The sequence below is a fragment of the Stenotrophomonas sp. YJH_SMC_120 genome (assembly GCF_059368675.1).
In genome coordinates this window covers 686,117-705,369 of record NZ_JCAFRY010000001.1, presented here as the reverse complement: position 1 = coordinate 705,369, position 19,253 = coordinate 686,117, and the positions used below count along the sequence as shown (strand labels likewise).

The window sequence follows — 19,253 nt, the reverse complement described above, 5'->3', positions numbered from 1 at the left end:
GTCCACCGAAGCGAGGGTAAGTCATTGCCGGACAAGGAAATCAGTTCAATCCTCCTGCGCGGCCGGGGTCTTCTGACCGGGCGGATGGCGGCGGCAATGCTAAGATGCATCGTTCTCGCATTCCCCCAAATTTCAACAGGGGCGGCCTCGCCTACTGCACCCCCGCCCGGGGCTGTGCTATCACTGGCGGTCTGCCCCTGGACAACGGACGAAGGTACCTATGGCGCGCGGCATCAACAAAGTCATCCTGGTCGGCAATCTCGGCAACGACCCGGACGTGAAGTACACCCAGGGCGGCATGGCGATCACCCGCATCAGCCTGGCCACCACCAGCGTCCGCAAGGACAAGGATGGCAACCAGCAGGAGCGTACCGAATGGCACCGCGTGGTGTTCTTCGGCAAGCTCGGCGAGATCGCCGGCGAGTACCTGCGCAAGGGCAGCTCGGTCTACGTCGAAGGCAGCCTGCGCTACGACAAGTACACCGGCCAGGACGGCGTGGAGAAGTACTCCACCGACATCATTGCCGATGAAATGCAGATGCTGGGCGGCCGCGGTGAAGGCGGTGGCGGCGGCGGTGGTGGCAACTACGGCGGCGATCGTCCGCAGCGCCAGCAGGCTCCGCGCCAGGAGTATGGTGGCGGTGGCGGCCAGCGTGGGGGCCAGGGTGGCGGCTATGGCAACCAGGGCGGCAACCAGGGCGGCGGTTACGGCAACCAGGGTGGCAACCAGCGTCCGCAGCCGCAGCAGGCGCCGCCGATGGATGACTTCGCTGACGACGATATTCCGTTCTGATCGAACGCTCATTCGCAGCAGAAAAGAAAGCCCCGCTCATGCGGGGCTTTTCTTTTTGCGCGATGCCATCTGCGTTGTGCCTCGCACCATCAGTTTTTCGTGCACCGCGACTTGCAAACAGACAATTTCCTCCCCTATGGTGCAATCGATTGCATTGCTGTGAATCGTTGCGTTTGATACCGGTTGGGAGGCCGGAAGGTGGATGTCCATCCATTCGATCAGACCGGCTCCTTCGAGGGGGCTCACGCGGCGCGATGCGCTGCGCATCGCAGTTGCCGGCAGCATTGGCCTGGGGGCCGCGACAACCGTGGGCGCATTGCCCGCATTCGCCGCCACGGCGCCACTCAAGGGCAACCTGAAGCATTCCGTCGCACGCTGGACCTTCCCGCAGCTGTCCGTTGCCCAGCTCTGCACGACGGTGAAGGACATCGGCTTTGCCGCTATCGACCTGGTCGGCCCGGAAGACTGGCCCACGCTGAAGGCGAATGGCGTGTACAGCTCGATGTGCAACGGCGCGGAACTGGGCCTGACCAAGGGCTTTGCCGGCCGCGAGTTCCACGACCAGCTGGTGGAACGCTACACGCGGCACATCGATCTGGTCGCCGATGCCGGCTATCGAAACCTCATCTGCTTTTCCGGCAACCGCAACGGTATGGACCCGCAGGACGGCATGGCCAATGCCGAGGCTGGGCTCAAGCGCATCCTCGGGCATGCCGAGAAGCGCGGCGTGGTGCTGGTGATGGAGCTGCTCAACTCCAAGGTCGATCATCGCGACTACCTGTGCGACCACTCCGCGTGGGGTGTGGAGCTGTGCCAGCGGCTCGGCTCGGACAATTTCGGCCTGCTCTACGACATCTACCACATGCAGATCATGGAGGGCGACATCATCGCCACCATCGGCAAGCATCACGCCTGCTTCAAGCACTACCACACCGCAGGCGTGCCCGGCCGGAACGAGATCGGAGACCAGCAGGAGCTCCACTATCCAGCCATCTGTCGCGCGATCCGCGACACCGGTTTCAAGGGGTATCTGGCGCAGGAATTCACGCCTGCAGCGCCCGATCCCGTTGCCTCATTGCGCGAGGCGATCCGCCTCTGCGACGTCTGAAACGATATCCACCCAGGTGAGAAACCCATGGCAGATAATCACTACGACGCCATTGTTGTTGGCTCGGGAATCAGTGGCGGTTGGGCGGCGAAGGAGCTGACCGAGAAGGGCCTGAAGGTCCTGATGCTGGAACGCGGGCGCAACATCGAGCACGTCAAGGACTACGTCAACGCGATGAAGGAGGCGTGGGATTTCCCGCACCGCAACCGGCCAACGCAGGCGATGAAGGCCGCCTTCCCGGTGCTGATGCGCGACTACGGCCTGGCCGAGAACCTGGAAGGAATGTGGGCCAACGAACAGGAATCGCCCTACATCGAGACCAAGCGCTTCGACTGGTTCCGTGGCTACCACGTCGGTGGTCGTTCCTTGATGTGGGGGCGGCAGAGCTATCGCTTCTCCGATCTGGATTTCGAGGCCAACCTCAAGGACGGCATCGCCACCGACTGGCCGATCCGCTACGCCGATATCGCGCCGTGGTACGACCATGTAGAGAAGTTCGCCGGCATCGCCGGCACGCGCGAAGGACTGGACGTGCTGCCGGACGGCGAGTTCCTGCCGCCGATTCCCTTGAACATCGTCGAGAAGGATGTGGCCGCGCGCATCAAGAAGGCCTTCGGCGGAACGCGCCACATGATCCACTCGCGCACTGCCAACATCACCCAGCCGATGCCCGAGCAGGGGCGCGTGAACTGCCAGTACCGCAACAAGTGCATCCTGGGCTGTCCCTTCGGTGCCTACTTCTCGACCCAGGCGGCGACGCTGCCAGCGGCGATGAAGACCGGGAACCTGACCTTGCGGCCGTTCTCGATCGTCAAGGAAGTGCTCTACGACAAGGATCGCAAGCGCGCGCGTGGCGTGGAGGTGATCGACGCCGAAACCGGCCAGACCTACCAGTACACGGCCAAGGTCATTTTCCTCAATGCATCGTCGTTCAACTCGACGTGGCTGCTGATGAATTCGGCCACCGACGTCTGGGACGGCGGGCTGGGCTCTTCGTCCGGCGAGTTGGGGCACAACGTGATGGACCATCATTTCGGTGCGGGCGCCTCGGGCCGGGTCGAGGGTTACGAAGACAAGTACTACTTCGGCCGCCGTCCCTGCGGCTTCTACATTCCGCGGTTCCGCAACGTCGCGGCCGACAAGCGCGGCTACCTGCGCGGGTTCGGCTACCAGGGCGGTGCCAGCCGCACCGGATGGTCGCGCGAGATCGCCGAGCTCAACATCGGTGCCGATCTGAAGGAGGCACTGACCGTGCCGGGTGACTGGCGCATCGGTATGACCGGGTTCGGTGAAATGCTGCCGCACCACGACAACACGATCCGCCTGGACCACGACCGCAAGGACAAATGGGGACTGCCGGTGCTGGCGATGGACGTGTCCATGCGCGCCAATGAACTGGCGATGCGCAAGGACATGGCCGCCGATGCCGCCGAGATGCTGGAGGCGGCCGGGGTCAAGGAGGTGAAGATGCACGACAACGACTATGCCCCGGGCAAGGGCATCCACGAGATGGGGACCGCACGCATGGGACGTGATCGGAAAAGCTCGGTATTGAATGCGCACAACCAGGTCTGGGATGCCCCCAACGTCTATGTGACCGATGGTGCCTGCATGACCTCCAGCGCCTGCGTGAATCCCTCGCTGACCTATATGGCGCTGACCGCGCGCGCGGCCGACCATGCGGTACGCGAACTGAAAGCGGGGAACCTCTGATGGATCGCCGCGAACTGTTGAAGATGATCGTTGCCGCTACCGGTGCGGCCATGGTTGGCCTGCCTGCGCTGGTGCATGGCAAGGTGCCGGCTGCCGGGGCGATGCCCGCGTTCTCCGATGCCGACATTGGCATGCTGGACGAGATCGCCGAAACCATCCTGCCGCGGACAAGGACGCCCGGGGCCAAGGACGCGGGTGCCGGTGCGTTCATGGCGACGTTCGTCAGCGACTGTTACACCGCCCGGCAGCAGGCGACGTTCCGCGCCGGCCTGGCCGACATCGACACGCGCGCCGGTGGCCGTTTCGTATCGCTCACGCCGGAAGCCCGCACCGGGTTGCTGCGAACGCTGGACGCCGAAGCCAAGGCACGCAATGCCGACGTGACCGAGACCGGCACTCCCGAGGAAGGCGAGGCCATGCCGCATTACTTCACGATGATCAAGCAGCTGGCCATCTTCGGCTTCTTCACTTCAAAGGTCGGGGCGACCGGTGTGCTGCAGTACGTCGCCGTGCCGGGCCGCTACGACGGTGACCTGGCCTATGTCCCCGGTACGCCCGCGTGGGGGACCAGCTGATGGACACCATCCTGATGATCCGCCCTGCGTTGATCACGGCCGGCCTGCTGGCCGCTGCATCTGCATTCGCTCAGGACGGTACCGACGCTGCGCGTGACCCGAAGAAGACCGAAGTGTGGACGCCCGTGCCCGCAGTCGTGGCCACGCCGCCAGGCAAGGCCCCCTCCGATGCCATCGTGCTGTTCGATGGCAAGGATGTCTCGGCGTGGGAGGCAGAGCAGGGCGGGCGCGTGCCCTGGACGGTTGCCGATGGCGCCATGACCGTCGTTCCGGGCAGCAAGGGCATCCGCACCCGGCAACGCTTCTGCGATGTCCAGCTGCATGTCGAATGGCGTACCCCCACCGAGACGAAGGGCTTCGACGGCCAGAACCGGGGCAACAGCGGCATCTTCCTGCAGGAACTGTATGAGCTGCAGGTGCTGGACAGTTACAGCAACCCGACGTATGCCAACGGCCAGGCGGGTTCGATCTACAAGCAGGCCATGCCACGGGTGAACGCCTCGCGCGCACCGGGCCAGTGGCAGGTCTACGACATCATCTGGAAGGCACCGCGCTTCTCGCAGGGCGGCGGCCTGACGTCGCCCGCGCGCATCACCGTGCTGCACAACGGCGTACTCGTGCAGGACGACACCGTGCTGGCAGGCAGGACCGAGTACATCGGTGCGCCTTCGTACGCACCCCATGCGTGCGCGCCGCTCTATCTGCAGGAGCATGACTCCAGGGTCAGCTACCGCAACATCTGGGTGCGCGAACTGTAGCGGCACGCGGCCGGCGTGGTCGCCGGCCGCCTACTTCGCCAGATAGCTGGCGAGGTCGTCGATCTCCTGCTGCGACAGCTGGGCAAAGGGCGGCATCAATCCTCCGCCCTTCCTGATCTTGTCCTTGACCTGGGCGGGCTGAAGCCGCTTGCCGACGTCGGTGAGCGCCGGGAAGGTAGGCGGTACGCCGGCGCGTTCAGCACCGTGGCAGGCAGTGCAGTGCTGGGCATAGAGTTTCGCGCCGGCGGCAGGATCGTCCTTGGCCCGGGCTGCCGTTGAAGTGCTCATGCCGCCCAGAGCCAGGGCCAGGGCCAGGATCATCTTCATGTGGGGCTCCTTGATGCGTCAGCGCCGTGCACGGGTGGGCACGTTGGCGGGCAGGTGTTCACGCAGGTAGTCCGCGCCGGTCTGGATGACCTTGGCCGGGTCGCGTGGCTGGTCGTGTTCGACGATGTACCACTGCACCTTGGCCGCCGCAGCGGCGGGCAGGATCGCGTTCCAGTCCAGCACGCCCTGGCCCACCGCGGCGAATCCGCCTTCATCCTGGGCCTGGCCCTTCGGCGCATTGTCCTTGGCGTGCACCGCAAACACGCGTCCACGGAATTTTCCCAGCATCACCGCCGGGTCCAGGCCCGCGCGTGCAACCCAGGCCAGGTCCAGCTCGGTCTGCAGGTCGGGCCCGGACGCTGCGAACAGCAGCTCCAGCCCGGTCTGACCGTCGAAGTCGGCCAGCTCGAAATCGTGGTTGTGATAGGCCAGGCGCATGCCCTTGCCGCGCACCTGCTTGGCGATGCGGCCCAGCTCCTTGCCCAATGCGGTCCAACCCGCGGCATCGGTTGGGCGGTCCTTCTGGTCCAGGTAAGGCACCACCAGCGTGCTGTTGCCGATCGACCGGTTGAACGTCACCACACCATCCAGGTTGCCCCGCAGCTCGGCCAGTGGCACGTGCGACGAAACCGCCTTGATCGAATACCGGTCCAGCAGCTGCTTGAGTTCGGTGGCGCTGGTGTTTTGCGTACCGACCGTTTCCACCGCGCGGACGCCCGCGTCGTGGACGATCTTCAACTGCTGATCGAGCGAGCCTGCATTGCGCAGGGTGTACATCTGCACCGCGATCGGCTTCTGCGTGGTGGCGGCTTCGCTCGCGAAGGCGGGCAGGGCAGCGAGCAGCAGGACGAGACTTGCACTTCTACGGAAAAGAGCTTTCATCAACAGATCCTCCCGGAATTCAACCGATGGTGGTCCAGGTACGTGACCTGGCTGATGCAATGACGCGATCGACGATCCGTGCCGAGCGCAGACCGTCTTCGAAGGTGGGCAGGCCCTGCGGCCGCTCGCCTTCAATGGCGCGATAGGTGTCGGCCACAAACGCCTCGAAACACTGGGCGTAGCCCTGTGCATGCCCGGCCGGCAGCATGGAAAGGCGGCGTTGTTCGGCGCTGCCGGCACCGGGGCCGCGCATGAAGGTTTCCTCGCGCTGATCGGGCAGGCCGATCCAGAGTCGTTCGGCATCCTCCTGGTTGAAGGCCACGCTGGCCTTGGCGCCATCGATCTCGAACCAGAGGCGGTTGTGGCGTCCGGCCGAGACCTGGCTGACCGTCAATGACGCCAGCGTGCCGGCGCCGGTCCTGAACATCGCTGCGGCCACGTCTTCGCTGGTGACAGCCTGCATCGCACTGGCGGCCGTTGGCGTGCTGAAGCTCTGCCCGCTGACGGCGCCACGCTCGGCGATTACCGTGGAGAACGCCGCGTTCACTTCGGCGAAGCCCTCGCCACTGACCCATTCGACCAGGTCGCACCAGTGCGAACCGATGTCGGCGAACACGCGCGACGTGCCTCCCAGCGCGGGGTCCACGCGCCAGTTGTTGCTGGCCGGATCCAGCAGCCAGTCCTGCAGGTAGCTGCCGTGGATCAGGTGCAACGGCCCCAGATCGCCCTGGGCGATGCGTGCGCGCGCCTCCCGGACCACTGGGTGGTAGCGGTAGACGAAGGGCACCGTGGCAACCAATCCGGTCGATGCGGCCAGCGCCGCCAGCGCCTGTGCATCGTCCAGCGTCGTCGCCAGCGGTTTCTCGCAGATCACGTGCTTGCCGGCTTCCAGCGCAGCCTGTGCCATGGCGCGGTGCAGATGGTTGGGCGTGCACACGTGCACGACCTGTACCTGCGGATCGGCGATCACCTCCTCGATATCGCGGTAGGCGCGCGGGACATTCCAGGACTGCGCGGCCTCATGCGCGCGCTGCGCTGACGAGGCGGCTACGCCGCGCACCTCGGCACCGGCCAGCAGTGCCGCACGACGATGCACTGCACCGATCATGCCAGCGCCGACGATGGCGATTCCAAGCTTGGGCATCGACGGGGATCCTCAGGGTGTGGAGGGCGCGGCCGTGACCGTCGGCCGGTCGCGGAACAGCAGCAAGAAGGCGATCAACACCACCAGTGCAACGCCGGCCGGGAACAGCCAGATCTGCTGCCAGTCGGGGCCGGCCTCGGTGGTGAAGTGCTCCACCACCGCGCCGGACAGGAAGGTGCCGATCAGCATTCCCACGCCGTAGGTAGCCAGGGTGATGAAGCCCTGCGCGCTGCTGCGCGCGGCGGGGCCGGCATGCGCATCGGTGTAGATCTGGCCGGTGACGAAGAAGAAGTCGTAGCAGATGCCGTGCAGCACGATGCCGATCACCAGCAGCGAGAAGCCGCTGCCCGCATCGCCGAAGGCGAACATGGCGTAGCGCACCACCCAGGCGGCCATGCCGACCGCCAGCATGGTCTTCACCCCCAGCCGCACGAACAGGAACGGCATGGCCAGCATGAGCAGCACTTCGGAGACCTGGCCCAGCGACTGCAGGCCTGCTGCGCCGCGCACGCCCAGGTCGTTGAGATACGGATTGGTGAAGTTGTAGTAGAACGACAGCGGGATGCAGATGGCGATGGACGCCAGGAAAAACACCAGGTAGGCGCGCGACTTCAGCAGTCGCAACGAATCCAGCCCCAGGATCTGCCCCAGTCCGGCATCGCGCTGCTGCGCCAGCGGTGGCGTGTGCGGCAGGGTGAATGCATACAGGCCCAGCACCAGCGATGCCAGCGCGGCCATGCGGAAGGTGAGTTCAAGCCGATGGGCCTGTTCCCAGCCCAGCCAGCCGATCAGCACACCTGCAATGATCCAGCCGATGCTGCCGGCCACGCGTACCAGCGGGAACTGTTTCTCGGGCGACTGCATGTGCCGCACCGCCACGCTGTTGGCCAGTGCCAACGTCGGCATGAACAGCAGCATGTAGCCCATCACGCAGGCCGAGAACACGCTGAAGCTGGTGGCGGTGGACGCCAGCCACATCAGCACCGCGCCGGCCAGGTGCAGCACCGCGAGGATGCGCTGCGCCGCGAAGTAGCGGTCGGCGATCAGGCCGACCAGGAACGGCGCAACGATCGCGCCGATGGACTGGCTGAGGAAGGCGGTGGCCACCTGGCTGGCGCTGGCCTGCAGCGGGCCCTGCACCAGGTAGGTTCCGAGGGTGACGAACCACGCCCCCCAGATGAAGAACTGCAGAAACATCATCGCGCCCAGGCGCGACATGGCGTGCGTCATGGCTTGCCCTCCCGGGGCGGTCTTGGCTCAGATTCCCAGCATGCGGTGCAGTGACGCGGCGTCCGTGCCACTGTCGGCAAAGTCGTCGAAGGCGCGGTCGGTCACGCGGATGATGTGGTCGCGGATGAAGGCGGCACCCTCGCGTGCGCCGTCCTCGGGGTGCTTCAGGCAGCACTCCCATTCCAGTACCGCCCAGCCGGGGAAGTCGTACTGGGCGAACTTCGAGAAGATCGCCTTGAAGTCGATCTGGCCATCACCGAGCGAACGGAAGCGGCCCGGACGCTCGATCCAGTCCTGGTAGCCGCCATACACGCCGCTGCTTGCGCTGGGGCGATACTCCGCGTCCTTGACGTGGAAGATGCCGATGCGCGCGTGGTAGCGGTCGATGAAACCCAGGTAGTCCATCTGCTGCAGCAGCAGGTGGCTGGGGTCGTACAGGATCTTGGCGCGGGGGTGATGATCCACCACATCGAGGAAGCGTTCGAAGGTCGCGCCATCGTGCAGGTCCTCGCCCGGGTGGATCTCGAAGCAGAGGTCCACGCCGCAGGCATCGAAGGCATCGAGGATCGGGCGCCAGCGGCGGCCGAGTTCGGCGAAGGCTTCTTCCACCAGTCCCGGTGGGCGCTGCGGCCAGGGATAGAAATAGGGCCAGGCCAATGCGCCGGAGAACGTGGCATGCGCGGTCAGCCCCAGCCGCTGGCTGGCTTTGGCGGCCAACAGAAGCTGCTCCACCGCCCAGGCCTGGCGGGCCGTGGGATCGCCACGTTTGTCCGCGGGTGCGAATCCGTCGAACAGGCTGTCGTAGGCCGGATGGACCGCGACCAGCTGCCCCTGCAGATGGGTGGACAGCTCGGTGATCTGCACGCCATGACCTGCCAGCATGCCGGCGAGGTCGTCGCAGTACGCCTGGCTGCGCGCGGCCTCGGCCAGATCGAACAGGTGGGGCGCCGTGGTGGGGACTTGTACGCCAGAATAGCCCAGACCCGCGGCCCATCCGGCCAGCGTGTCCAGCCGATCAAAAGGAGCCGTGTCGCCGATGAACTGCGCCAGGAACAGCGCTGGACCCTTGAGCGTCTTCAACGTGATTCGCCCTCGATGCAATCGATTGCATTATCCTAGCAGGGGCGCACGCAGGACCTGTTGTGCAGTGCACAGCGGGCGGGAGAACTAACGCCATGGCCACCATCTACGACATCGCAAAGCACGTCGGCGTCTCCGCCGGCACCGTGTCGCGTGCACTTTCGCGGCCGGACAAAGTACTGCCGGCCACGCGCACGCGCATCGAGCAGGCCGCCGCGGCGTTGGGCTACGTGCCGAACACGGTTGCCCGCACGCTCAAGACCCAGCGCAGCGGCAAGATCCTGGTCACGGTGCCGGATATCGCCAACCCGTTCTTCGCGCAGATCCTGCAAGGGGCGGAAGACGCCGCGCAGGCTGTCGGCTATGCGGTGCTGCTGGGCGATACGCAGGACCAACCCGACCGCGAGGAACGCTACGCGCAGATGCTCCGGCGCAACGAGGCCGACGGCATGATCGTGCTTGGCCATCGCCTGCCACCGACGGCGCGCGAGATTGTCCAGCAGAGGGGGGCTGCCGCGCCGGTGGTCAACGGCTGCGAGTTCGATCCCGCGCTGGGCCTGCCCAGTGTGCACATCGACAATGCCGCCGCCGCACGCGCCGTCATGGAGCACTTGTACGCACTGGGCCATGAACGGATCGCCGTGGTCGGTGGGCCGCCGGACAATCCCCTGCACCAGCAGCGCCTGGAAGGGGTACGGGGGGCCGGCAAGGTGCGTGGCCGCCTGCGCCAGCTGAGCATCGTGCCCGGGGATTTTTCAGTGGAATCCGGCCATGCGGCTGCCATGGCGCTGCTGGACGGCACGTCCGCACCAACGGCGATCTTCTGCTTCAGCGACCAGATGGCGCTGGGCACCCTGGCGGCCTGCCGGGAGCTGGGCATCCGCGTGCCGGAAGACCTGTCCATCGTCGGCTTTGATGATCTGGCGTCTTCCCGCTACCTCACGCCGCCGCTGACGACCATCCGGCAGCCGATGCGGGAAATCGGCGCGCGCGCGGTCAACCTGCTGCTCGCCATCATCGAACAGGTGGATGTTCCGCTTCAACAGACGCTGGATTTCAGCCTGATGGTGCGGGGATCGACGGCTGCGCCCCGACGCAGGTGACCACGGGGTGGGGCCGCGGAGCGTGGCAGCCGGCCCGCGCGATATCGTGCAACCTTGATCCCGAATTGACGCAAAGCTGTCAGACTCATCGCAGGCAGCCCGGCAAGGGCCTTAGCAGCAGGTGCGATCGCGCAAGGGGGGCGGCAGTGCCATTCTTCACCGATTCGGCGGAAGGCGCGGTCGAAGGCATTGGCGCGGCACGTCGCATCGGCTGGATGCGTTTCGTCGGCAATGGACTGGGAGCGATCCCCATCGCCTCGATCATGCTTGAACGCCAGGATGGCGGGCTGGCGTGGGTCCTGCTGCTGCTCAACGCGCTGGCGTGGCCGGCACTGGCATTGCTGCTGACCCAGCGCTCCCGCCAGCCGGCGGTCGTCCAGTTCCGTTGCATGGTGGCCGACTCCTTCTTCGGCGGTGGCTGGATCGCCTTCATGGCGTTGAGCGCGGTGCCCAGCGCACTGTTCGCCGCGCTGCTGGTGGCCGACAAGATCGCTGCCGGTGGCGTGCGCCTGGCGATGCGCGCCACGCTGGCCCTGCTGCTGGGCTTCGCACTCACCTGGTGGTTGCTCGGCTTCCCTTACCAGCCGGTCACCTCGCAGCGCACGATCGTGCTGAGTGTCCCGTTCCTGTTCGTGTATGGCATCGGCCTCAGCATTCTCAGCTGGCAGCTGGCGCGCCGGGTCAAATCGCAGAACCGTCAGCTGCAGCGGCTCAGCCGGATGGACCCGCTGGTCGAGCTGGCCAACCGTGGCTTCCTGATCCTGCGTGCGCAGCAGGCGCTGGACCGGGCCCAGGGCCAGGGCCAGGGCGGCTTTGCCTGCCTGCTGATGCTCGATGTGGATGATTTCAAGCGCATCAATGACTCGCATGGCCACCGCGCCGGTGACGAGGTGCTGCGGCATATCGCGGCGACATTGCGCACCTTTGCCCGGCCCGGTGATACGCCCGCGCGGCTGGGGGGCGATGAGTTCGTGGTGCTGCTGTGCGACTGCGCGCCCGTCGATGCGATGCACGTGGCCGAGCGGGTGCGCCTGCACCTGCTGGAGGCCGCGCGGCAGGCCACGCCGGGCGTGGAGTTCAGCGTGAGTATCGGTATTGCCGCGACGCCGCGTGGCGGTAGTGTCGAGGACTGGTTGGCACTGGCCGACCGCGCGCTCTACCACGCCAAGCGGCAGGGCAAGAACACAGCCAGCTACGGTGAGTGAGTGCGGCACGGCTGCCGCCGAACGAGGCCGAAACGCCCGTTCATCCTGCACGCGGAATCGGCACGCCAATCCTCTACCATGGGCCACCCCGCCCGGACGCGCCGCCCATGCAAGACGCCCTCGTTGCCCAGCCCAAGCCCCCCGTTGCGAGGATCGCGGCCTGGCTGATGATGCTGTTGGGCATGTGGCTGGCGCTGAAGCTCGGCCTGGTGGTAACGCTGCTGTCGGGCTTGCTGGTGTTCCAGCTGACCCATGTGCTGGCGTCCACCGTGGAAGGCAAGCTGCCGCCGGGGCGGGCGCGGGCGATCGCGGTGATCGTGCTGTCGGCAATCATCATCAGCGCGCTGGTGCTGGCCGGGATCGGTGTGGCGTCGTTCTTCCGCAACGAGACCGGTGGGCCGGACGCCCTGCTGGCACGGCTGATGGATATCCTCAATTCGTCGCGCCACCAGGTACCGGCGCTGCTGCAGCCGTATATCCCCGAGGACATGCCGGCGCTGCGTGCGGCGCTGAATGACTGGGCCGCCGAGCACCAGCGCCAGCTGGGCGTGGCCGGTACCTCGGTGGTGCAGGTGGGTGTACGCGTACTGATCGGCATGGTGCTGGGCGCGATGATCGCGCTGTACGACGAACTGCCGCTGCCGACGATGGGGCCGCTGGCGCAGGAGCTGATCGGGCGCACCAGCCGCCTGGCCACCGCGTTCCGCCAGGTGGTGTTCGCGCAGGTGAAGATCTCCCTGCTCAACACCCTTTTCACCGCCATCTTCCTGCTGGGCGTGCTGCCGTTGTTCGGCGTGCACCTGCCCCTTTCCAAGACGCTGGTGCTGATCACCTTCATCGCCGGCCTGCTGCCGGTGGTGGGCAACATCATCTCCAACACGATCATCAGCATCGTCGCGTTGTCGGTCTCGTTCTATGTGGCCGTGGCCGCGCTGTTGTACCTGATCGTGATCCACAAGCTGGAGTACTTCCTCAATGCGCGCATCGTCGGTGGCGAGATCCAGGCGCGTGCCTGGGAGCTGCTGCTGGCCATGCTGGTGATGGAGGCGGCCTTCGGCCTGCCGGGCCTGGTCGCCGCGCCGGTGTTCTATGCCTACGTGAAGCGCGAACTGGTCGACCAGCGCTGGATCTGACGCGGCTGGGCATGACGTAGTTGTCCCGGTTCGAATGTTCGCGCGGCCTTGTCGGTGCGTTCGCGGTCGGCAGGGTATACCCACCGCCACGGTTGGCCCGCGAGTGGCTTGGCGCCTGTGTAGCCGGCCGTTACAGTGTTCGGCACTACAGGGGAAATGTGCATGGCCCGCAAGGCGTCGCCCATCGGATTGCGGACCTGGGTCTGGATCCTGGCTGGGCTGTTCGTAGTCTGTACGCTGCCGCTGATGGCCATCGCACTGGTGCAGGGCACGCTGCGCTTCACGGCCGCCGAGGACAACCTGGCCAGCCTGCGCCAGCTGCGGCAGACCTTCGACCTGGCCAACCTGGTGTCGGCCGAACGCGGCCCCGCCAACAGCCTGCTGGGGGCCGACCCGGCCGATGCGGCCGAGCAGGCACCGCTGGCCGCGCAGCTGGCGGCCGCGCGCAAGCGGGTCGACGCTGCCCTGCTGCAGCTGGACACCGTGTTCAAGGCTGATCCGGGAGTGGTCGACGAGCATGGGCTGCTGGCCGACGCGCAACGTCGCCTGCAATCGGCGCGGGCTGCGGTCGACCGGGTCGTGGCGCAACCCCATGACGCACGCCGCGTGGAGGAGGTGGAGCGTGCGATCAGTGGCATGTTCGCCGTGGTCGATCGCCTGCACCTGCTGACCTCGGCACAGATCAACGTGCTGGTCAGCGCCGACCGTGAAGCAGCGATTCCGGCGATGCAGGGCCAGGTGCTGATCGATCTTCGCGAGCATGGTGGCCGCCTGGCCTCGAATGTGATGGCGCCGGTGGCGGTGCCAGGGGCATGGCGGGAGGAACAGGTACGCGCTGCACTGCAGACCGAGGGTCGCCTGTTGGAGCTGTGGCGGTTGGCGGGCAGCCACGAGTCGGTGTTCCGCAGTGACCCGGAATTGTCATGGCACTGGGACATGGCGCGTCGGCAGTTCTTCGGCGAATCGCTGCCGATGATCGAGCAGTTGATCGAAGATGGCCGCCGAGGCCTGCCGCCGCCATGGACCGCCGCCGAATTCACCACGCGCTACGTGCCGACCCTGCAGTCGCTTGAGGCGCTGCGTGATGGCTACCTGAGCGTGTCCATCGCCCGCTTTGAACGCACCCGCAATCGCGAGGCCATGCGCCTGGCCGTGCTGGTGGCGACCGCGCTGGGCACACTGGTGGTGCTGGGCGTGGCATTGCGCATTGCCCACCGGCAGATCCTGCAGCCGTTGCTGCAGGCGCAGGCGCAGGTGATCCAGCTTGCCTCGGATGCACCCGGTCCGGAGCAGCATATCACCCACCCGCTGGCCGAGATGCAGCGCTTGTTCGACGCCATCGAAGTACTGCGTGAGAAATCGCGCGAGCGCTCGGCACTGACCAGCGAGCTGCGCCAGCTCGCTGGCACCGACGAGCTGACCGGATTGTTGAACCGGCGCGCGCTGGATGAGGTGGTGCAGCAGAGACACGCGGGGGGCGATGCAAGCGCCGTGGTGATCCTGCTGGACGTGGATCGCTTCAAGGCGATCAACGATGGCCATGGCCATGATGCCGGCGACGAAGTGCTGGTGCGGGTGGCGCAGTTGTTGCGGCATCAGCTGCGCCGCAGCGACAGCATCGCCCGTTATGGCGGCGAGGAATTCCTGGTGCTGCTGGCCGACGGTGATCTGGCCGGTGGCCGCCAGCTGGCCGAGTCATTGCGATTGGCCCTGCAGCAGATGGACATCGCGCTGGCCGGCGGCACCGTGCTGCGGGTGACCGCCAGTTTCGGCGTGGCCGAGGGCGGCACCGACGCGCTGGGCTGGCGCACCCTGCTACGAGCCGCCGATGCGGCCATGTATCGGGCCAAGGCGCAGGGGCGTGATCGGGTACGGGTGGCGGGTGGCGGTCGCATCACGCGTTGAGGGCATGCGTCAGCCGATGCGTGCATGCGCCCGCCGCAGCGTCCGCGCGATCATCCGGCGCGCGATCGGACGTGGTACCGATAAGCCACGCCAGCGCAGCGCACCCACCCGGAAGGTGGCGGTGGCGGTGGCCAGTACGTTGCCTGCCGGGTCAGTCAGCCAGCCACGCGTGAAGGCGATGCTCCCCTTGCTGTGCTCGACTTCGCCCCAACCGATGATGCGCCCTGGTCGTGCCGGACTGACGAAACTGGTCTTGGATTCCACCGTGACCGCGATGCGGTTGGCGGGCAGTGTGGCGTAGATCGCCGGCCCCATGCAGTCATCCAGCATCGCCGACAGGAAGCCTCCCTGCACGTTGCCCATCGGGTTGGTCAGCATCGGCCCGGCGTCGAACTCGACATGGATGCGGCGCAGTGCGTCGTCGTATTCGACGAATCGCCAGCCGAGCAGGGTGCCCGCCTGGGAGGGCGGCAGATCACCGTTGACCACGCTGTAGAAGATCGATTCGGGATTCATGGGAGCCTCGATGGAGGGATAGGAGGGAGCACGCATCAGGACAGTGCCAACAGGGCCAGCACGAATCCGATGACCGACAGCAGCACCACCGCGGCGCCGGCGGGCACCGGTGTACTCGCACCGGTGCGTCGCCGCACGCCGGAAGCGACCAGTACCGGCGGCACGGTGGCGACCAGGCAGAACAGCTGGAAGGCCAGCAGTTGCGGCAGCGCGAAGTGTCCGCCGAAGAAGATCAGCCAGGCCAGCATCACGCCGGCGCCGGCCAGTGCGATCCAACCGGCGCCGACCACGCGGATGAGTGCCATCAGCAGCAACTGCATGCGCGGTTCGACCTCCTTCCATGGCAGGCCCACGGCCTGGCCGTGGTAGGGCATGAAGTTGGAGCGTTTCAGGTAGGCCGCAGCAAACAGCGAGACAATGAAGAACGCCAACAGGTAGCAGCCGAACGCGAGCCAGGCGAACAGGTCCATGTGGGGGCCATGCGGTTGCGGAGGGGAGCCTCGGTGATGCCGGCGGCCATGCCGGATGCATCGCGAGGTTGCGCGATTCTCGGGCAATGCCCTGTTAGAGGCGTGTCGCGGCGTGGAGGACCGTTCCTCCATCCGCCTTTAACGCGGGTGTGGTGGTGAGGAATGCGTCACACACGTGCCATGCGACCTATCGCGTTTTCTGTGAAGAGGTCGCAACTGCCCATCCACGCTTCGGTCACCGCTCTGCGCAGACGCTGGGATTCCATCCGACGAGGGACGACGACATGACCCAGCTCACCCTGCCTGAACTGTCCAGGAAAATGGCCGGCATCGATTTCACGATGCTGCAGACCCACGCCGGCGGAGAGATTGCCGGTCGTCCGATGAGCAACAACGGCGACGTGGACTATGACGGTGACAGCTGGTTTTTCACCACCGAAGACACCGACATGGTGCGCGAGATTGAAGCTGACCCCGCCGTCGCGTTGGGTTTTTCCGGCAGCAAGTCGCTGCTGGGCAAGCCACCGTTGTTCGTGCACGTGCAGGGAAGGGCAGCGCTGGTGCGCGACCGGGCCACGATGAGCCAGCACTGGGTGAAGGACCTGGAGCGATGGTTCGAACAGGGCGTGGATACACCGGGACTGGTGCTGATTCACGTGCGCGCCAGCCGCATCCACTACTGGGATGGCGAGGACGAGGGCGAAATCGTTATCTGAGCGGAACCGTGCAGGGCCCGGCGCATCGTGTTCCAGGGTCAGCAGTTCGCAGGGTGTGCTGCCGGATCCCCAACATTGGCCAGCTCCGGTGCCAAGGCGTGTTCCACCGCACGCCGCAGCAGTGCCGGCGCGACATAGTGCCGGTGCCCGGCGTCGATCAGTGCCATGTACATGCCGCCGAACGCATTGAAGGTCTGCACGCGAGAGCCCAGGCTGATCTCGACATGTCCATCGCTACGCCGCTGCACGCGCACGCTGCTGCGGAAACGCAGGTGCCGATCGTCGGCGCCGAGCAGGACTTCGGCGTCGTTGTCCTGCGTATCGATGTGCGAATCCAGCACCGGAAATCGACCAGCGAACAACCGGCTGCGATCGGTGGACAGCAGTGACGACACCGGGCAGCCCAGCGGCGACGTGCGCAACCGCAACGGCGCCACCAGTCGGTTTCGCAGCGCCATCAGATGGCCTACGCCGCTGGGCGGATTGCGCAGGAAGCCGTCCAGTACATCGGCCAGCAGTGCCGACGCGGAGCGGTGGACCACCTGCGAGGGTTCCAGGCACAGGGTGGTCAGGTCCTGGTAGTGGCTGTGCGGCAGCGCTGTGGGCAGCAGGCCATCGGTGGCGGCGGGCCGCGAACGGATGGGATAGGCCGGTGTGGCACGTTCGACGAACCCGTGCAGCGGCCGCATGGGGATGCGGCGCAGCGGGCCGAGCAGGGCACGGGTACGCGCGCAGAGGTGTGCGCACAGGCTGGGAGGCGCCGCCTGCAGCGACAGTTGCAACAGCGGTGCCGCCGCAAGCGAAGTGCCCGAAGGCCAGTGCGATTCCGGAAGCACCTCGGTCAGGCTGGGGATATCGGCGGCATTGCGTTGCACCTGTGCACGCGCCTGCTCGCTCATCGCGCCGGCCAGTTCATTGCTGTGGCAGGACAACGCGAACAGCGCGGGATGTGCAGGATGGTTCGACGCGAACTGGTGCCAGGTGCCGCCGCCGAAGCGCACGGTAAACAGGCAGTCCGGTGGGATGCGGATGCGCCGAAGCGTGCGCGCGAAGGCACCGGGATCTGCTGCCAGCTGCGTGTCGGAGGCGGCGGCGAAACGCAGCTCGGCTCCCGCGCTGCCGGCGATGGCGGTGAACATGCGCGGGCCTGCATGGCGATGAAACGGGTGGCCACCGGCACCGACGGTGAAGCTGTACAGCGAGGAGGCATCCCCATGCTGCAGGTGCATTCCACCCAGTCGCGCCGAAGGTTCATCCAACGCATCGATGAACGCCGGGTGGTGGCGCTGACGCTGGCCGGCGTCACTCACCAGCGCGTCACCGGCACCGATGCCGAGCTGCGCGATCAGGGTGACTTCGGTCGGACTGCCGCCGTCCTGTGCCGGAAACTGCACTGCTGGAAACGAACGGCGATCGCGGGTCGAACCAGGCATCGTCATGCTCCTTGGCGGGGCGGATCAGCGGGCGGGGGGCTTGCGGCGGGCGCGGGCTTCACGCTTGAGCGGGCCACCAACAGGGCAGACTTCGGCCGCCCACGAGAACAACGTGTTGGCCAAACGGTCGGGTACCTGCCTGAAGTACACGAACTGGCCGCGTTTCTCGCGTTCGATCAGCCCGGCTTCCTCGAGGATGCGCAGGTGGCTGGACAACGCCGGCTTGCTGAAGTCGAAGCGCTCGGCCAGCTCGCCCGCGCTGAGTTCGCCGGGACTGAGATAGGCCAGGATCTGCCGGCGGGCGGTGGAGGCAAGGGCTTCGAAGATGCGGTCCATGGCGAGCTAATTAACTAATTCGTTAACTGATACTCCTCCCGCCGGTGGCGGCTGTCAAGCCATGACCCATTGCGCGGCACGCCCGGGCTTTGCCATCCTCCCTGCTGTTTTCCGTAGCGTGGAATCCCGATGCGTCCTGCGTTCTGGCTGGCTTTGGCCCTGCTGCCCACCCTGGCGGCGGCGCAACCCGCGCGCACGCCCAAGGCCAAGGCGCCGGCGCAGGATCCCTTCAGCGAGTTGTTCGATACCGCCTGCATGCAGCACATCGGGGCCCCGGCGCGGTTGCAGTCGCTGATGGAATCCAATGGGCTGTCGCCGCTGCAGCCCGCCGAAGCCGCCGCGCTGTTGCAGGGGCAATCGGGCGTGGCCTGGATGGTGCCCCTGGCCAGTGGCCGTTATGCGGTGAGCTGGGCTGACGATGGCACGTGCACGGTCTACGCCGAAAAGGCCGACGCGGCGGTCGTGCAGAAGGGATTCGCCCGGTTGGTGCAGGCCGCGCCGATGCCGTTGCAGGTGCGCTCGCTGCCGGGACGTGGGCCGCTGTCGGCCGATCAGGTGGCGATCCAGTACGGCTGGGCCACCCCGGGGCAGGGCAAGCTGCAGGTGCGCTTCCGCCTGGTCACGCGACAGGCCGCCGATGCCGGTGTGCAGGCGATGGCCTCTGCGACGCCGGGTGAGGCGATGCAGGAGCGGGGCGCGCCCGGGCCCTGACAGGCGCCACGCCTGCGGTTCAGCCTTTCACGCAGCGTGTGATATATCGTTTATCGATAAATCCATCCCGGGGCGGCGCGTCCACCCCAACACCGGAGGCCGCTTGACCGCTCGT

Annotated in this window: 20 protein-coding genes; 11 read left to right on the top strand and 9 right to left on the bottom strand. The window is 66.4% G+C overall.

Going from position 1 to position 19,253, the window contains the following annotated elements; genetic code table 11:
- Nucleotides 1–220 precede the first annotated feature (220 nt).
- The 5 genes from AC5P60_RS03560 (at nt 221) to AC5P60_RS03540 (ending at nt 4,947) form a co-directional block, all read left to right on the top strand.
- On the top strand, nt 221–793 hold the full coding sequence (locus tag AC5P60_RS03560) for a single-stranded DNA-binding protein (protein ID WP_005408464.1): 573 nt from the start codon (nt 221–223) through the stop codon (nt 791–793).
- Between the two features lie 202 nt (nt 794–995).
- Entirely contained in the window at nt 996–1,901 is a 906-nt protein-coding gene (locus AC5P60_RS03555; protein WP_483692987.1) for a hydroxypyruvate isomerase family protein, read from the top strand.
- Nucleotides 1,902–1,928: 27 nt separating this feature from the next.
- Entirely contained in the window at nt 1,929–3,614 is a 1,686-nt protein-coding gene (locus tag AC5P60_RS03550) for a GMC oxidoreductase (RefSeq protein WP_483692985.1), read from the top strand.
- Nucleotides 3,614–4,189 carry a gluconate 2-dehydrogenase subunit 3 family protein gene (locus tag AC5P60_RS03545; RefSeq protein WP_005412559.1) on the top strand — a complete coding sequence of 192 codons (576 nt, stop codon included), beginning with the start codon at nt 3,614–3,616 and terminating at the stop codon, nt 4,187–4,189. Before AC5P60_RS03550 ends, AC5P60_RS03545 begins: the two co-directional genes overlap by 1 nt.
- Nucleotides 4,189–4,947 (top strand): 3-keto-disaccharide hydrolase, encoded by a 759-nt coding sequence (locus AC5P60_RS03540; RefSeq protein ID WP_483692983.1) that lies wholly within the window; start codon nt 4,189–4,191, stop codon nt 4,945–4,947. The genes AC5P60_RS03545 and AC5P60_RS03540 overlap by 1 nt, the downstream gene beginning before the upstream one ends.
- Nucleotides 4,948–4,977: 30 nt before the next feature.
- Here the strand turns inward: AC5P60_RS03540 and AC5P60_RS03535 are convergent, their stop codons facing one another.
- Genes AC5P60_RS03535 through AC5P60_RS03515 form a run of 5 tightly spaced genes read right to left on the bottom strand, consistent with a single transcriptional unit; the run spans nt 4,978 to nt 9,610 of the window.
- A complete protein-coding gene (locus AC5P60_RS03535; protein WP_012479397.1) occupies nt 4,978–5,274 on the bottom strand; it encodes a c-type cytochrome in 297 nt (98 codons plus the stop codon).
- An 18-nt stretch (nt 5,275–5,292) separates the two neighbouring features.
- Nucleotides 5,293–6,156 carry a sugar phosphate isomerase/epimerase family protein gene (locus AC5P60_RS03530; RefSeq protein WP_483692982.1) on the bottom strand — a complete coding sequence of 288 codons (864 nt, stop codon included), beginning with the start codon at nt 6,154–6,156 and terminating at the stop codon, nt 5,293–5,295.
- 19 nt (nt 6,157–6,175) lie between these two features.
- The gene (locus AC5P60_RS03525; protein ID WP_049453198.1) at nt 6,176–7,300 is read right to left on the bottom strand and encodes a Gfo/Idh/MocA family protein; all 1,125 of its coding nucleotides are present in this window, start codon (nt 7,298–7,300) and stop codon (nt 6,176–6,178) included.
- A 12-nt stretch (nt 7,301–7,312) separates the two neighbouring features.
- A complete protein-coding gene (locus tag AC5P60_RS03520; RefSeq protein ID WP_495201679.1) occupies nt 7,313–8,530 on the bottom strand; it encodes a nucleoside permease in 1,218 nt (405 codons plus the stop codon).
- Between the two features lie 27 nt (nt 8,531–8,557).
- Nucleotides 8,558–9,610 carry a sugar phosphate isomerase/epimerase family protein gene (locus tag AC5P60_RS03515; protein WP_024956976.1) on the bottom strand — a complete coding sequence of 351 codons (1,053 nt, stop codon included), beginning with the start codon at nt 9,608–9,610 and terminating at the stop codon, nt 8,558–8,560.
- A 95-nt stretch (nt 9,611–9,705) separates the two neighbouring features.
- On the opposite strand from AC5P60_RS03515, the gene AC5P60_RS03510 reads away from it, so the two are divergent.
- From AC5P60_RS03510 to AC5P60_RS03495, 4 genes are all read left to right on the top strand, one after another.
- Complete coding sequence (locus AC5P60_RS03510) at nt 9,706–10,713, top strand: LacI family DNA-binding transcriptional regulator (RefSeq protein WP_024956977.1); 1,008 nt, start codon at nt 9,706–9,708, stop codon at nt 10,711–10,713.
- Between the two features lie 146 nt (nt 10,714–10,859).
- Nucleotides 10,860–11,918 (top strand): sensor domain-containing diguanylate cyclase, encoded by a 1,059-nt coding sequence (locus tag AC5P60_RS03505; RefSeq protein ID WP_483692978.1) that lies wholly within the window; start codon nt 10,860–10,862, stop codon nt 11,916–11,918.
- A gap of 107 nt (nt 11,919–12,025) precedes the next feature.
- The gene (locus AC5P60_RS03500; RefSeq protein ID WP_005408485.1) at nt 12,026–13,051 is read left to right on the top strand and encodes an AI-2E family transporter; all 1,026 of its coding nucleotides are present in this window, start codon (nt 12,026–12,028) and stop codon (nt 13,049–13,051) included.
- A 162-nt stretch (nt 13,052–13,213) separates the two neighbouring features.
- Nucleotides 13,214–14,956, top strand: coding sequence for a GGDEF domain-containing protein (locus tag AC5P60_RS03495; RefSeq protein ID WP_483692976.1), 1,743 nt, complete (start codon nt 13,214–13,216; stop codon nt 14,954–14,956).
- 9 nt (nt 14,957–14,965) lie between these two features.
- On the opposite strand, the gene AC5P60_RS03490 is transcribed toward AC5P60_RS03495, so the two are convergent.
- Nucleotides 14,966–15,472 (bottom strand): PaaI family thioesterase, encoded by a 507-nt coding sequence (locus tag AC5P60_RS03490; protein WP_483692975.1) that lies wholly within the window; start codon nt 15,470–15,472, stop codon nt 14,966–14,968.
- Nucleotides 15,473–15,507: 35 nt separating this feature from the next.
- A complete protein-coding gene (locus AC5P60_RS03485; protein ID WP_483692974.1) occupies nt 15,508–15,942 on the bottom strand; it encodes a hypothetical protein in 435 nt (144 codons plus the stop codon).
- Nucleotides 15,943–16,226: 284 nt separating this feature from the next.
- Between AC5P60_RS03485 and AC5P60_RS03480 the strand changes: the two genes are divergently transcribed.
- A complete protein-coding gene (locus AC5P60_RS03480; protein ID WP_005412573.1) occupies nt 16,227–16,658 on the top strand; it encodes a pyridoxamine 5'-phosphate oxidase family protein in 432 nt (143 codons plus the stop codon).
- Nucleotides 16,659–16,696: 38 nt separating this feature from the next.
- Here AC5P60_RS03480 and AC5P60_RS03475 read toward each other — a convergent pair whose 3' ends face one another.
- Together AC5P60_RS03475 and AC5P60_RS03470 are read right to left on the bottom strand one after the other, a co-directional pair.
- Nucleotides 16,697–18,091 carry a DUF2867 domain-containing protein gene (locus AC5P60_RS03475; protein WP_483692973.1) on the bottom strand — a complete coding sequence of 465 codons (1,395 nt, stop codon included), beginning with the start codon at nt 18,089–18,091 and terminating at the stop codon, nt 16,697–16,699.
- 24 nt (nt 18,092–18,115) lie between these two features.
- Nucleotides 18,116–18,427, bottom strand: coding sequence for a metalloregulator ArsR/SmtB family transcription factor (locus tag AC5P60_RS03470; protein WP_483692972.1), 312 nt, complete (start codon nt 18,425–18,427; stop codon nt 18,116–18,118).
- Between the two features lie 129 nt (nt 18,428–18,556).
- On the opposite strand from AC5P60_RS03470, the gene AC5P60_RS03465 reads away from it, so the two are divergent.
- Nucleotides 18,557–19,138: an NMCC_0638 family (lipo)protein gene (locus AC5P60_RS03465; protein ID WP_483692971.1), complete on the top strand. Its 582-nt coding sequence runs from the start codon at nt 18,557–18,559 to the stop codon at nt 19,136–19,138.
- Nucleotides 19,139–19,253 lie beyond the last annotated feature (115 nt).